The 13,579-nt window shown below is 52.9% G+C and carries 15 protein-coding genes; 5 read left to right on the plus strand and 10 right to left on the minus strand.

Annotated elements, in window-relative coordinates:
• Positions 1–8: 8 nt before the first annotated feature.
• The 5 genes from MT343_RS19290 to MT343_RS19310 are packed head-to-tail and all read right to left on the minus strand — an operon-like array spanning position 9 to position 2,648.
• On the minus strand, positions 9–545 hold the full coding sequence (locus MT343_RS19290) for a F0F1 ATP synthase subunit delta (RefSeq protein WP_145467411.1): 537 nt from the start codon (positions 543–545) through the stop codon (positions 9–11).
• A gap of 11 nt (positions 546–556) precedes the next feature.
• Positions 557–1,027, minus strand: a complete 471-nt coding sequence (locus MT343_RS19295; protein WP_145467409.1) for a F0F1 ATP synthase subunit B — start codon at positions 1,025–1,027, stop codon at positions 557–559.
• Positions 1,028–1,078: 51 nt separating this feature from the next.
• Positions 1,079–1,306 carry a F0F1 ATP synthase subunit C gene (gene atpE, locus MT343_RS19300; protein WP_015488783.1) on the minus strand — a complete coding sequence of 76 codons (228 nt, stop codon included), beginning with the start codon at positions 1,304–1,306 and terminating at the stop codon, positions 1,079–1,081.
• Between the two features lie 50 nt (positions 1,307–1,356).
• Positions 1,357–2,256 (minus strand): F0F1 ATP synthase subunit A, encoded by a 900-nt coding sequence (atpB, locus tag MT343_RS19305; RefSeq protein WP_145467407.1) that lies wholly within the window; start codon positions 2,254–2,256, stop codon positions 1,357–1,359.
• 23 nt (positions 2,257–2,279) lie between these two features.
• On the minus strand, positions 2,280–2,648 hold the full coding sequence (locus MT343_RS19310; protein ID WP_145467405.1) for a F0F1 ATP synthase subunit I: 369 nt from the start codon (positions 2,646–2,648) through the stop codon (positions 2,280–2,282).
• A 372-nt stretch (positions 2,649–3,020) separates the two neighbouring features.
• On the opposite strand from MT343_RS19310, the gene MT343_RS19315 reads away from it, so the two are divergent.
• From MT343_RS19315 to MT343_RS19325, 3 genes are all read left to right on the plus strand, one after another.
• On the plus strand, positions 3,021–3,947 hold the full coding sequence (locus MT343_RS19315) for a M43 family zinc metalloprotease (RefSeq protein WP_186435819.1): 927 nt from the start codon (positions 3,021–3,023) through the stop codon (positions 3,945–3,947).
• A gap of 79 nt (positions 3,948–4,026) precedes the next feature.
• On the plus strand, positions 4,027–5,262 hold the full coding sequence (locus tag MT343_RS19320) for a hypothetical protein (protein WP_145467401.1): 1,236 nt from the start codon (positions 4,027–4,029) through the stop codon (positions 5,260–5,262).
• Between the two features lie 232 nt (positions 5,263–5,494).
• Positions 5,495–6,694 (plus strand): hypothetical protein, encoded by a 1,200-nt coding sequence (locus MT343_RS19325; RefSeq protein ID WP_145467399.1) that lies wholly within the window; start codon positions 5,495–5,497, stop codon positions 6,692–6,694.
• 17 nt (positions 6,695–6,711) lie between these two features.
• On the opposite strand, the gene MT343_RS19330 is transcribed toward MT343_RS19325, so the two are convergent.
• From MT343_RS19330 to rsmG, 3 genes are read right to left on the minus strand one after another with little or no spacing between them, the layout of a single operon-like run.
• Positions 6,712–7,617 (minus strand): ParB/RepB/Spo0J family partition protein, encoded by a 906-nt coding sequence (locus MT343_RS19330; protein WP_145467397.1) that lies wholly within the window; start codon positions 7,615–7,617, stop codon positions 6,712–6,714.
• A gap of 25 nt (positions 7,618–7,642) precedes the next feature.
• Positions 7,643–8,425: a ParA family protein gene (locus MT343_RS19335; RefSeq protein WP_145467395.1), complete on the minus strand. Its 783-nt coding sequence runs from the start codon at positions 8,423–8,425 to the stop codon at positions 7,643–7,645.
• 37 nt (positions 8,426–8,462) lie between these two features.
• Complete coding sequence (gene rsmG / locus MT343_RS19340) at positions 8,463–9,116, minus strand: 16S rRNA (guanine(527)-N(7))-methyltransferase RsmG (RefSeq protein WP_145467393.1); 654 nt, start codon at positions 9,114–9,116, stop codon at positions 8,463–8,465.
• 187 nt (positions 9,117–9,303) lie between these two features.
• Between rsmG and MT343_RS19345 the strand changes: the two genes are divergently transcribed.
• Positions 9,304–10,476 (plus strand): YbfB/YjiJ family MFS transporter, encoded by a 1,173-nt coding sequence (locus tag MT343_RS19345; protein ID WP_145467391.1) that lies wholly within the window; start codon positions 9,304–9,306, stop codon positions 10,474–10,476.
• A gap of 10 nt (positions 10,477–10,486) precedes the next feature.
• Positions 10,487–11,302 carry a DODA-type extradiol aromatic ring-opening family dioxygenase gene (locus tag MT343_RS19350; RefSeq protein ID WP_145467389.1) on the plus strand — a complete coding sequence of 272 codons (816 nt, stop codon included), beginning with the start codon at positions 10,487–10,489 and terminating at the stop codon, positions 11,300–11,302.
• A gap of 7 nt (positions 11,303–11,309) precedes the next feature.
• On the opposite strand, the gene MT343_RS19355 is transcribed toward MT343_RS19350, so the two are convergent.
• Together MT343_RS19355 and MT343_RS19360 are read right to left on the minus strand one after the other, a co-directional pair.
• Positions 11,310–13,100 (minus strand): Lnb N-terminal periplasmic domain-containing protein, encoded by a 1,791-nt coding sequence (locus MT343_RS19355; RefSeq protein ID WP_186435818.1) that lies wholly within the window; start codon positions 13,098–13,100, stop codon positions 11,310–11,312.
• A 7-nt stretch (positions 13,101–13,107) separates the two neighbouring features.
• A complete protein-coding gene (locus tag MT343_RS19360) occupies positions 13,108–13,467 on the minus strand; it encodes an adenosine deaminase (protein WP_145467385.1) in 360 nt (119 codons plus the stop codon).
• Positions 13,468–13,579 lie beyond the last annotated feature (112 nt).

Genomic DNA, 13,579 nt, shown 5'->3' on the forward strand with positions numbered 1-13,579 from the left:
CCCTCAAACTAGGATTTCATCGCTTCGGCTAATTTTGACAGCTTACCGGTTACGGAGCCGTCGATTACCAAGTCCCCGGCACGAATGATGGCGCCACCGATGAGAGACTCATCGACTTCGCTGGTCAAACGTACATCACACTGCAGTTTGGCTTTAAGGGCCTGTGCCAGTTTATCGGCCTGCTCATTGCTCAGTTCGAACGCGGAGGTGACGACTACGTCAACCGTGTTCTGCAACTGGGCTTTCAGCTCTTCATACAGAGCTGCGATTTCAGGCACCAGCATCAGGCGCTTGTTTTCCGCCAGAACGGCTACCAGGTTTTTGGCTGCTTCATTCAGCTTGTCGCCACATACGTCGGTTAAAGCCTGTGCCTGCTGTTGCGCAGTCAGAGACGGATGCACCAGTACTTTTGCCATATCGGCATCGGCAACACAGGCTGCCAGTAATGCCAGGTCCGCAGACCAGGCGTCCAATGCACCTTTCTCACTTGCTTCAGCAAACACCGCTTTGGCGTATGGCCGAGCGAGAGTTGTTAATTCAGCCATGGAAACCTCGCTTACAGCTCGTCAGCTAATTGGTTCAGCAGCTCAGAGTGAGCGGCCGCATCAACTGACTTACCAAGAATTTTGGCTGCACCGGCCACGGCCAGCTCAGACACCTGCTTGCGCAGAACTTCTTTAGCGCGGTTCACCTCTTGCTCAACTTCAGCTTGAGCAGCAGCTACCAGACGCTCACCTTCGGCGCGAGCAGCTTCTTTAGCTTCGTCGACGATTTGGTTAGCGCGTTTGTTAGCCTGTTCGATGATTTCAGCAGCTTTTTCTTTACTTTCACGCAGCTGGGAAGCGGCTTTTTCCTGAGCCAGTTCCAGGTCACGTTCGGCACGGTTAGCTGCGTCCAGACCATCGGCAATTTTCTTTTCGCGTTCTTGCATAGCACCCAGCAGGTGAGGCCATACAAACTTCATGCAGAACCACACGAAGATAGCGAAAGTGATGATCTGGCCGATCAGAGTCGCGTTAATGTTCACGCCAGAGCCCTCATGTTCATTGATTAAGGAAGTTCGTTGTTACATGAACCCTTAGGCAGCGAACATCAGGTACAGACCCAGACCAACACCGATCATTGGCACGGCGTCCAACAGACCAGCGATCAGGAACATTTTACCTTGCAGCATTGGACCCAGTTCAGGCTGACGAGCAGTACCTTCCAGCAGACGACCACCCAGCAGACCAAAACCGATTGCTGTGCCCAGAGCACCCAGACCGATCATCAGAGCCGCAGCCAGGAATACCAGACCTTGTTCCATAGTTATCTCCAAATATAGAAGTTAAGTTAGTGAGTTAAGGGTTAAAAAAATTAATGATCTTCGTGCGCCATGCTCAGATACACGATGGTCAACATCATGAAAATGAACGCTTGCAGTGTGATCACCAAAATGTGGAAAACAGCCCAGGCCCACTGCAGGACACCGCCCAGCAGACCGAGGAAAGCACCAGCAGAGAACATCAGCGCGATCAAGATGAAGATCATCTCACCGGCATACATGTTACCGAACAAACGCAGTGCCAGAGAGATCGGCTTAGCGATCAGTGCGATCGATTCCAGGAAGAAGTTAACCGGAATGAACAGCGCCTGGACAACAGGGTTTTTCGCATTGAATGGGTGCAGCGTCAGCTCGCCCACAAAACCGCCGATACCTTTAACCTTGATGGAGTAGAAAATCATCATGGCAAAAACAGTCAGAGCCATACCCAGGGTGATGTTCACGTCAGTAGAAGGAACAACCTTCATGTAGTGAACGCCCAAAGCACCAAAAATGGTTGGCAGCACGTCAACCGGGATCAAATCCATGAAGTTCATCATGAAGACCCAGGTAAAAATAGTCAGGGAAAGAGGAGCAACCAGTGCATTTTTGCCATGGAATGCTTCTTTAACGGTGTTGTCGATAAACTCGACGATCATTTCCACGAAGTTCTGGAAGCCGGTAGGCACCGCAGTGGTGGCCTTTTTGGCAGCACGCCAGAACAAAAACATCAGCATAGCGCCGAGACCGAAAGACCAGCCAAGGGAATCCACGTGTACCGCAGAAAAGCCCATATCTGCTGCTTCCTGGCCGCTGTGAGCCATAGTCCAGGTCGCTTCAGTCAGTTCAGTTTCAGTACCATCCGCATTATGACGAACATAACCAGCAGGCAGTTTGCCGTAGGTCAGATTGGTTAAATGGTGCGAGATATACTCTTGGGAGTTACCAGCCATTGTTCACTCTCAATTCCAAAGGTTTATAAATTAGCTATCTTTGCTGCGGCCAGATGGCCCAGCTGCACTGTTATGAACGCAGCAAACAGTGCCAGAACATTCAGAGGCTCGACGCGCTGAAAAATCACAGCAAAACTCAGCGCCGTCAGCACAAATTTCCAGGATTCCCCCTGGTAAAACGACTGTACGATCTGTACAGAAGACCGGGCTCCGCTATAACGGAACGCACGCCAGACAAAGTACGCATTAGGCAGGGCGCAGGTTAAGCCCCCCAACAATGCCGACTTGGCGGCTACATCGCTATGCAACCAGGCAACCAATGCGGCCAGAACCGTCAGGATCAGTTGTAAAATCACGATCCGGTAGGCCGGAGGACGCGGTATGCCTGTCATCCTTAGCCCCACAATTGGTCAAAAATCTGCAACAGCCTATTTTAAGGCGCGGTGATTATATTGGCTCGACCCTTCAGCTTCAACCGAAACCGGGGGGCAAAACGAGAATAATTCGACCAATAGGTATGATGCAGGTCAGGCAAAGGCTGAATCCCGCGCCAGTTTGAGCTGCGCGAGTCCCAACGTCAGGATTTGTCAGGCTTACGTAAGAAAGTGATGACTTACTTAATGCTGCCTGAGCGCCACTCTCAGACGCCCCGTGGCATCCTGACGTTTATGCCTCCGAAGGGTACACAGAGTTCTATCAATAGCCATTTGCATTCGCCCTTCACACGCATAGGCTGCCCCTTTTGCTTTTGTCCGGAACAACCAATGAAGAAGGGAATCCTCTTACTGCTGCTATCGCTGCTCAGTGCCTGCGGCGGCGACAATAACTCATCCCAGAGCCCTACGCCACAGCCAGAAAACCCCGACACGCCTGTCGCCGGCCTGACCATCCCGGTGGTGGTTCATATCATGGAGCATCCCGCGTCTGATGACAGCCGTATCAGCGTTGCTAAAGTTCACTCGCAGATAGCCGCACTGAACCGTGCATTCAACCGCCAGAATGATGACCTGAGCCAGGTGCCGGCAGAGTTTCAGCCATTTATCGCCGATATGCAGATCCGCTTTGAACTGGCCACAACCGACCCGCAGGGGCAACCAACCACCGGCATTACCCGCACCACGCAGAATATTGAGCTGGCACCGGAGGAATACCGCTGGGGTTATCGCTATCTGCATTACAGCGCTTTAGGTGGTAAAGACCCCTGGCCACGGGAGCGCTATCTCAATATCTGGGTCAGTGATATGCGCGACCACCATGGCAGAGTTGGGCTGGCCGGACGCGCCAGCCTGCCCGGCGACCCGGCGGAAGAAGATGGTGTGCTTATTGCCACTTTGGCCTTTGGCACAGAACCGCCACTGGAGCAGGGGCTGCATCTGGGCAAAACCACCGCCCACGAAGTCGGCCACTGGCTGGGGCTGAAACACATCGCCGGTGAGCAGGAGAGCTGTAACGTTGATGACGGCATCAGTGATACACCACTGAGCAGCAGCAATTACGGCGGCCTGAACCCCTCCCACCCAAGTTCAACCTGCGGCAGCGCCGATATGTTTATGAACTATATGTCACTGGCCCGTGACGAGAGCCTGCTGATGTTCAGTCAGGGTCAGAAAGCTGCGATCTGGTCGGTACTTAACGAAGGAGGAGAGCGACACTCGCTGTTGCAGAACAATCAACCTCTGCCTGCTCAATAACAGAAAAGTCGGCATTTATCTCGATAAATGACTCCGATATTAATAAACTCCGTCCCTGTTACTTTTTTCAGGGACTGAAATGAAACACCTCATCTTTATCGCCTCAGCCATAGTGCTGGCGGCCTGCAATGGCAACAATAAAGCAACACTGGCCGAGGTTCGGCCGATCGGCAAAATCGGCACAAACACGCCGACTTATGTATTCAAAAGCTCCGCCGGCGGCAAAATCAACTACCGCGGCTCGTGCCGGAGTGACAAGCAATACGCCCACCGTGGCGTAAATGAAATTTCCTTCACACCTTTAAAAGAAGGCATTTACAGCGACTGCTCCCTGCAGCTTATCGACGACAGCGGCAACAGCAGCGAAATTCTCTATATCAGCACCTTTGAAATCGACGCCCCGAAACGCCTGCTTGAGACGCACTCTTTCATCATGGACTACGATGGCAACGGCACAGAAGAGGTCTACCTTTCAACCCGCACAGAAAGTTTTGATGATTACGGAATAGTCACTGCTTATTCTGGCGAGACAAAAAAGAAACCAGAATGGTGGTCAGGCAGGGAGGACCCCTACGCTTACAAGCAACAAAACACTTATCGTGAAGACGGAAGAATATTGTCAAACTTAGAGGATAACGACGGCGACGGTATTTTCGAGCAGCAGAAAAACTGGGAATATTCCCCCGATGGCAGCATTGCACAGATCATCACCCGCAACCTGCCTTCCGGCGAAATCAGTGAGACAGAAACTCATAATTACAGCAACGCTGGTCGCAACCTTTTAATCGAATGGCACAACAGCAATGGCGACCTGGTCAAAACCAAAACCTATACCTACGACCGGCATGGCAACACGCTGGAGGTGGCCGATGACGATTATGCTGACGGCATTATAGATTGGCGCGAAGTCAGTACCTTTGACCGGGACAATAATCAGATAAGCAGGCAAAAATACCGCCGGCAACAAGACTCTGAGACACTGACAGAGAACTGCAGCTACCGTTACGACTATTACCCGCGCCTGATTAAAAGCAACTGCAATAACTCCTGGGGTGCCTCTGAGGATATCTACACCTACGGTCGGTCGGAGTCTGGAAGTTTTATAAAAACGGTGAGTTTCAATAACGGCGAGCTTTCAGGTACTGATATTGAATATCAGAATCAGCGTGGAGAAACAGTGAGAGCTGAAGTTGGCATAGAGAGAGAATTATCCACAATAATAACAAGCGATTATGATGAGCTGGGCAATATCTCCCGTATAGTGTTTAAAGATTCATACTCACTCCAGACAATAACTTTCCAGTATGAATATTAAAGGGAGCACAACTCCCTTTATTTGATATGCGCCAGAATGCTGCCGTCTGATCGGTATTAGAAAAGGACGGAGAGAAGCACTCGCTGCTGCAGAACAGCCAGCTTCTGCCTGCTCAATAACGGAAAAGTCGGCATTTATCTCGATAAATGACTCCAATATTAATAAACTCCATCCCTGTTACTTTTTTTCAGGGACTGAAATGAAACACCTCATCTTTATCGCCTCAGCCATAGTGCTGGCGGCCTGCAATGGCAACAATAAAGCAACACTAGCCGAGGTTCGGCCGATCGGCAAAATCGGCACAAACACGCCGACTTATGTATTCAAAAGCTCCGCCGGCGGCAAAATCAACTACCGCGGCTCATGCCGGAGTGACAAGCGATACGCCCACCGTGGCGTAAATAAAATTTACTTTACCCGTTTGAAAGAAGGCATTTACAGCGACTGCTCCCTGCAGCTTATCGACGACAGCGGCAACAGCAGCGAAATTCTCTATATCAGCACCTTTGAAATCGACGCCCCGAAACGCCTGTTTGAGACGCATTCGTTCATCGAGTACCATGATGGCAGCGGCCCAGAAGAGATCTACCTTGAAACCCGCACAGTCAATTTTAACGATTACGGAATGATCACTGCTTACTCCAGAGAGATAAAAAAGAAAGCAGAAGGGTGGTCAGGTAGGGACACCTCCGCTTACAAGCAACAAAACACTTATCGTGAAGACGGAAAAATCCTGTCCAGCCTGAGGGATGGCGACGACGACGGTATTTTCGAGCAGCAGACAAGCTGGGAATATTCCCCCGATGGCAGCATTGCACAGATCATCACCCGCAACCTGATTTCCGGCGAAATCAGCGAGACAGAAACTCATAATTACAGCAACGCTGGTCGCAACCTTTTAATCGAATGGCACAACAGCAATGGCGACCTGATCAAAACCAAAACCTATACCTACGACTGGCATGGCAACACGCTGGAGGTGGCCGATGACGATTATGCTGACGGCATTATAGATTGGCGCGAAGTCAGTACCTTTGACCAGAACGATAATCAGATAAGCAGACAACTATACCGCCGGCAACAGGGATCTGAGACACCGACAGAGAGCTGCAGCTACCGTTACGACCATTACCCGCGTCTGATTAAAAGCAACTGCAATAACTCCTGGGGTACCTCTGAGACTATCTACACCTACGGCCGGTCGGAGTCCGGAAGTTTTATAAAAACGGTGAGCTTCAATAACGGCGAGCTTTCAGGTACTGATATTGAATATCAGAATCAGCGTGGACAGACGGTTAGACTTGAATCATTTTATGAAGAAGACAACGGACCTACTTTTACTTTTAGCTATGATGAGCTGGGCAATTTTTCCCGTACCGAGTTTGAATTCAGAACAACCTCAATCACAATAACTTTCCAGTATGAGTATTAAAGGGAGCACAGCTCCCTTTATTTGATATGCGCCAGAATGCCGTCCAGCTCATCCAGATTGGTGTAGTTAATCACCAGCTGGCCTTTGCCTTTGGCACTGTGCTTGATGGCGACTTTGGCGCCCAGACGATCGCCCAGTAAACGCTCCAGACGCTGAATATCCGGGTTGGGTTTGCTGGCGGTTTTATCTGCGCTTTTGCCTTCCTGCAGATGACGCACCAGCGCTTCGGTCTGACGCACGGTCAGCGTACGGCTGACAACCTGCGCCGCGGCTTCGCTCTGTTGGCCACCACTTAAGCCGAGCAAGGCGCGGGCATGGCCCATTTCGATATCACCGTGCTCGAGCAGGCGCTTTACGTCTTCGTTCAGGTTCATCAGACGCAGCAGGTTGGCCACGGTGGCGCGGTTTTTACCCACAGCCTCGGCAACTTCCATCTGCGTCAGTTCAAACTCGTGCTGCAGGCGGTGCAGAGCTGCCGCTTCTTCCATCGGATTCAGGTTTTCACGCTGAATATTCTCAATCAGCGCCATGGCAATGGCAGCATCGTCGGCCACGTCACGAATCAAAGCCGGAACGGTATCGAGCTGCGCCAGCTGGCAGGCGCGCCAGCGGCGCTCACCGGCAATAATTTCAAAACGATCGTCGGCACTGGCCAGCGGACGCACCACAATCGGCTGCATCAGACCCTGCGCCTTAATAGAGGCCGCCAGTTCTTCCAGTGCTTCCGGCTGAATGTCTTTGCGCGGCTGATACTGGCCCGGCTGAATCCACTCGACCGGCAGGTGACGCAATTCACCGGCTTCCGCCGGCATACTGCTTTCAATGTTCTCTGCGTTGTCCGGCTGAGTGGCGACGGCGGCCGCCCGCGAGCTGGTCAGCAGGGCGTCGAGGCCACGGCCAAGGCCGCGTTTTTTCTTTGTCATGCGTTCAGATAACCTTATTCAGCTTTCAGGCCGTCGCGGCCTGACGGGTGCGGCGGTTCATTTCTCCGGCCAGGGCCAGATAAGCAACCGCACCACGCGAGGATTTGTCATAACTCAGCACCGGCACGCCGTGGCTTGGCGCTTCGGCCAGACGCACATTGCGCGGAATCACAGTGCCATACACCCGGTCGCCGAAATGGCTGATCAACTGGGTGGAAACATCAACGGTGAGGCTGTTACGCGGATCGTACATGGTGCGCAGCAGGCCTTCGATTTCCAGTTTCGGATTAGAAGTTGCCTTGATCGACTCAATGGTCTGCATCAGAGCACTCAGACCTTCCAGCGCGTAGTACTCGCACTGCATCGGGATAAGTACTCCCTGAGCCGCCACCAGCGCGTTGACCGTCAGCATATTCAATGACGGCGGGCAGTCGATCAGGATGTAGTCGTAATCCGGGCGTATTTCAGCCAGCGACTCACGCAGGCGGCTTTCGCGCCGCGGCAGATCCATCAGTTCCACTTCGGCGGCGGTTAAGTCGCCATTGGCCGGCAGCAGATCAAAGCCAGCCGTCGCTTCGGTTTTCTGAATCGCGGCGGCGGTGCGGCATTTGCCGGTCAGCACATCGTATAAAGAGACATCCAGATCGTGCTTGTCGATACCACTGCCCATGGTGGCGTTGCCCTGCGGATCGAGGTCCACCAGCAGCACGCGGCGCTTGGTCGCCACCAGCGAGGCGGCCAGATTCACCGCCGTCGTGGTTTTGCCGACACCACCTTTCTGATTCGCAATTGCCAGAACTTTGCTCACAACTCAGCTTCCTTCAGTGCCTGACGGCGATCCGCCTTCAATCGTTGGTATTAACCGGCAGCAGGCGCAGCAGATGCCGTTCGCCTTCCACACCGGGAACGCTGATGGCATCGGAAGCCACCACGCGGAATTTGTCGGCGATGGCGGCAATTTCATCCTGTGGATATTGCCCTTTCATCGCCAGAAAGCAGCCCTGCTCAGCGCGCAGATGCTGACACCAGTGGGTCATATCGGCGAGTGAGGCAAAAGCGCGGCTGACAATCATATCGAAAGGCCGGGGGGGATGATATGCCTCGACCCGATCGTTCACTATGGTCACGTTATCCAGCCCGAGTGCGGTGCGCGCCTGAAACAGAAAACGGGTTTTCTTGCCGTTGCTGTCGAGCAGGGTAAAGGTTTTATGCGGGTTCATAATCGCCAGCACAATGCCCGGCAACCCTGGCCCGGTGCCGACGTCGGCGATATTGTCCGCTTCCTGCACAAAGGGATGCACCGCCAGACTGTCGAGCAGATGCAGTGCAACCATACGCTCCGGTTCGCGGATGGCGGTCAGGTTGTAGGCTTTGTTCCACTTCTGCAGCAGATCCAGATAGGCACGTAACGCACTCAGCTGCTCTGCCGTCAGGGCAATCTGCATCTGTTCGGCGCCGTACGCCAGCTGGCGGGTTAAGGAATCTGTTTCAGCGTTCATGGTGCATCAAACCGGCTAGATAGAAGGCCGCGGATATTAGCATATGCCCGCAACAGACGGGAAACACACGCCTTAAGCGCCCATTAAGAGCCCCATTCACCAGACTTGTTCCGGACATAACCTAAGTCGGATTGGGCTTATCAGCACTTAGTCCTATCATGCACATACTCATTAACGGAGCCAGCGTATGAATTCCACTGCCAGTCATCAGCCATCCTCCCACTGGTGGCCTATTATCGCTGCGGCGGTATCGTTGATTGTGGTGCATGGTTTCGGCCGCTTTGTGTACACCCCGTTGCTGCCGCTGCTGGTTGATGATGGCCTGATCACGCTGGCCCAGGCCGCCTCGCTCGCCACCTGGAACTACGTCGGCTATTTAAGCGGTGCCATGCTGGCGCTGTTTCTCTATCAGCGCGGTCACGGCCGCAATGCCCTGGCGGTGATGCTGACAACCAACGCCCTGATTACCCTGCTGCAGGTGTTTGTCAGTCAGTACGAACCCCTCGCCGCCCTGCGCCTGCTGAACGGCATCGGCAACGGTGTGGTCTTTGTGCTGGCACCAGCACTGGTGCTGGAGTGGCTGGTGACACAACAGAAAGCGCAACTCAGTGGCCTGATGTATCTGGGCGTGGGCATTGGCCTGCTCAGCTCCAGTGCGCTGGTTGAACTCAGTGCCGCCTGGCTGGCCGGCCCGCAACGCTGGCTGCCGGCGGCCATCGCCGCCATCCCGCTGGCATTGTGGAGCAGCTGGTATCTGCACCGTTTACCCGGCCACGCACCGGCCGGGCAGGGTGACGATCATTCCGCACTCTGGGACCGCGCCAGCACGCCGTTATTTCTGGCCTATGCCGGTGCCGGGTTAGGCTACATTCTGCCGATGACCTTTCTGCCGGCGGTCGCCGCTGACTGGCAACTGACCATGGTGCCCAGCGCCTGGCTGTTGGTAGCCATTACCTCGCTGCCATCGACCTGGCTGTGGAACCACCTGGGTGCCGCTATCGGTGATAAAACCGCACTGCTGTGGAACTACGCCATTCAGGCGGCGGGGGTCGGAGCGCTGTTGCTATTGCCACAGCAGTCGGCGGGATTGTGGCTCTGTGCGATTCTGGTCGGCGGAACGTTTTTAGGCGCGGTACTGCTGACACAGCGTCTGGCGCGCAGCCTGCACCCGCATCAGGGACCAAGGTTAAGCGCTGCGCTTATTGCACTCTATGGCTTCACCCAGCTGCTCGGCCCCTGGCTGGCAAAACTCGGCATTGAAGGCGGCGCCAGTTTGTCATCCACCTTTATCTGGGGATTTGCAGCATTGGTATGGGCGTTTGTATTAATGTTGTGGGTACCCGCACGCCGCGATCACTGAGGGCACCGATATGTCAGCCAACCAACGCCAGCCGAGTCTCTATATTCCCCACGGCGGCGGCCCGTGCTTTTTTATGGAATGGCCGGGCAACCCGCAGCTGTGGGATAACATGGCCGCCATGCTGCGTTCAATTCCTGCGCGTCTGCCGCAACCACCCAGCGCCATTCTGCTGATTTCGGCCCACTGGGAAGCGCCGGTATTTACCTTTTGCGGTGGCTCACACCCGAAACTGGAATACGACTATTACGGTTTCCCGCCGCATACCTATGAGATCCGCTATCAGGCTTCGGGCGCTCCGGCACTGGCGGAGCGGGCAGCGCAATTACTGCAGGATGCCGGTATCGGAGCGGCGGTGGATAACAACGCGCCCTGGGATCACGGTGTGTTTATTCCGCTGAAGGTCGCCTATCCGCAGGAAGAGATTCCGGTATTGGCGATGTCGCTGAAAAAAGGGCTGAACCCGGCCGAGCATCAGGCTGCCGGAAAAGTACTGGCACAGCTGCGCGATGAAAACGTACTGATCATCGGCAGTGGTCTGAGCTACCACAACCTGCGCGCATTTTTTGCCGACTCAGCCGCCGATGCTGCCGCCGCCAAAGCCTTTGATGACTGGCTGATTGACGCCGCAGCGCAGGACGAAACCCAGCGCACCGCAGCGCTCAATCACTGGAGCGATGCCCCCGGCGCACGCCAGGTACATCCGCGCGAGGAGCACCTGCTGCCGATGATGATGGTGGCCGGAGCTGCGGGCGCGGATCAGGGCAGCACTTTTTATCGCGAAGAAATCATGGGCAAAGCCGTCTCGGCGATTGGTTTCGGGCTTTAACCAGAACTCAGAAATACCAGCGCCAGTTAACGCTGGCGGCATGCTCATATTTGCCATCAACAGCAAGGCGGGATACTTCAGCAATTAAGGCTGATCCCTCCAGTGCAATACTGTGCGTCAGTGTCAGCTGTTGCTGTACTTTGCGGTCCGGGGCAAATCTGGGCTGGTAGCGCAGCCAGCTTTTCATACCAAAGACTTCGTACAGATAAGCTCCCACTTCCGGTTCGGCGTACAGAAAATCGGCATCGTTATTCCGGTACCAACCACCATTCAGCAGTGCATACACGCGCAGGTCAGCTGACGCAGCCAGGGTGATACCGGCACCGCCATGAATATTGAAGGCTGTTTGTCGCTGAAGATTGTCATCCGCCAACGAATAAAAACCGACGCGGAAATCCCCCGAAACGCCACCGGTGAAACGATCCCACGGTGTCAGGGAGCGGGCTGAATACAATTGCAGATGATTAAGACGTAATGCTTCATGCTGTGGTGATGCGCGCAGCGAGAGATCAAACAGTTTTAATTCGTTCTCAGCGAAATACTGTCGATTGTCATCTTCAATGCCATGACCTACCGCCAACCACTGAAGGCTTAACCAGTCGCTTTTTTCTGTACGCTGATAGCCGAATGAGTAATGTGCATCCTCCGGTGTTTTCAGTGGCGAACGATAATTATCGAGTGTCAGTTCATAGTCAGAAAATTCTGGCGAGTCGGGGATACTCTGACGCAAGGCTGCTGTTTTTTTCCTGCTCTTTTCCGTATCGTCAGTGCCAGTCTGCTCTCTGTAATCCAGCACAGCGTTTGCCATTTCCCGCAGCAGAAATCCGTCTTTGCCACTGACCTGAGGCAGCTTATCCATTTCACCCTGTTGCCACTGATAAACCACATCCTGAAATTCCTGCGGCACGGTATCCTCAAGCATGCGTACACGCCATTTGGCTGCCGGCGTTATCTCTATGCTTTTAATTTTTCCGCTGCGGTTTACCGCTTTGACCAGATCAATAGGAGTGACCCAGTCACTGGTTTCCAGTTGCGGAATAACCAGACGGATCAGATCAGCGGATACTGTGGCGCAGTTCTGCGTATGGAAAAAATAATCCATATTAACGGAACGTAATTCCCACAGATGGGCCTGCAACAAGGTACGCTGCCCCTCATCCAGATCAAGTTCATAGCGCCAGACATTGCGCTGCTCTGCCAGATTATAAAATTCGAAATGTGCGCGCAGGGGTTTTACGAGAAAAAAGCCAGGTTTTCCCTCTATTATCGTCTCCCAGATCACCTTAAGCGGATTAATACTGTCGAGTTCGGTAAAAAATGAAACGGAGTGCCGGGCACGAAAACCATCCTCCCGGACACCCTCTATAGCCAGCATTGCATGCCCCATCATACTGCTGGGATTAACCAGATTCTCCGATGCATATACAACACTGATTTCATCAGCAGGAGCGCGGCGCAGAAACTCCTGATACCCCTGGCATGCCGATAAATTCTGCTCCGGCTTAATAAGCCCACGCTTCAACAGATAGATATAACGAGCCGGAAATCGACAATAAGCAACTGATTCTGTCGCGAATAGCTCCAGCGTTGCATTTAACTCGTTACGTAAAGAAAAATTACCTGACGATAAAATAAATTTTGGATCATCAACTGCAAGCTGGTCTTTTTTATAATGCAAAAGAGCCTGCCAAACCGGAGAGGCAGACACATCCTGAACCAGCGTTTTCTGATCAATGGCGTTAGCAGCCATGCACAAAAAAAAGGAAGCCAGCAGGCTTCCTTTTAACAATCTTTTCATCCGCAGATTACTTACAGCTGATTGTAACGTAATCGTCGTAAGTCCACATTGCATCTGTTGCAGAGTCAGTAGTAGAACCGAACAATCCGCCTGATAACAGGTTCACCCAGAAAACACCTTCGACTTTACGGTTCATTGCTGTAGAAGACGCACAATCAGCATCATTGGTGCTGATTATTTTGCTCTGGCCATCCTTTTCCAATTTAACAACACCAGGTACGGTATAATTCTGACCATCGATAGTGATGTCGATTTTCTTACCTGTAGACGTAGCAACATTCACCGTCGCAACATCTTCAGAAAGAATTGTTGCACAACCACTGATTGATGCAGCAACAACAACCGCCGCCAGTTTGATGTATTTCATAATCCCTGTATTCCTTATACATTTATAATTAACGCCTCCTAAGGCGCAGCGATTATATCCAGCCGGGCCAATCCATCAAGTTATTATATTATTATCAGAATATTTATTTTGT

Origin of the sequence: Venatorbacter sp. C2-1 (assembly GCF_022832715.1) — a bacterium.
GTDB lineage: Bacteria > Pseudomonadota > Gammaproteobacteria > Pseudomonadales > Oceanobacteraceae > Venatoribacter > Venatoribacter alkanivorans.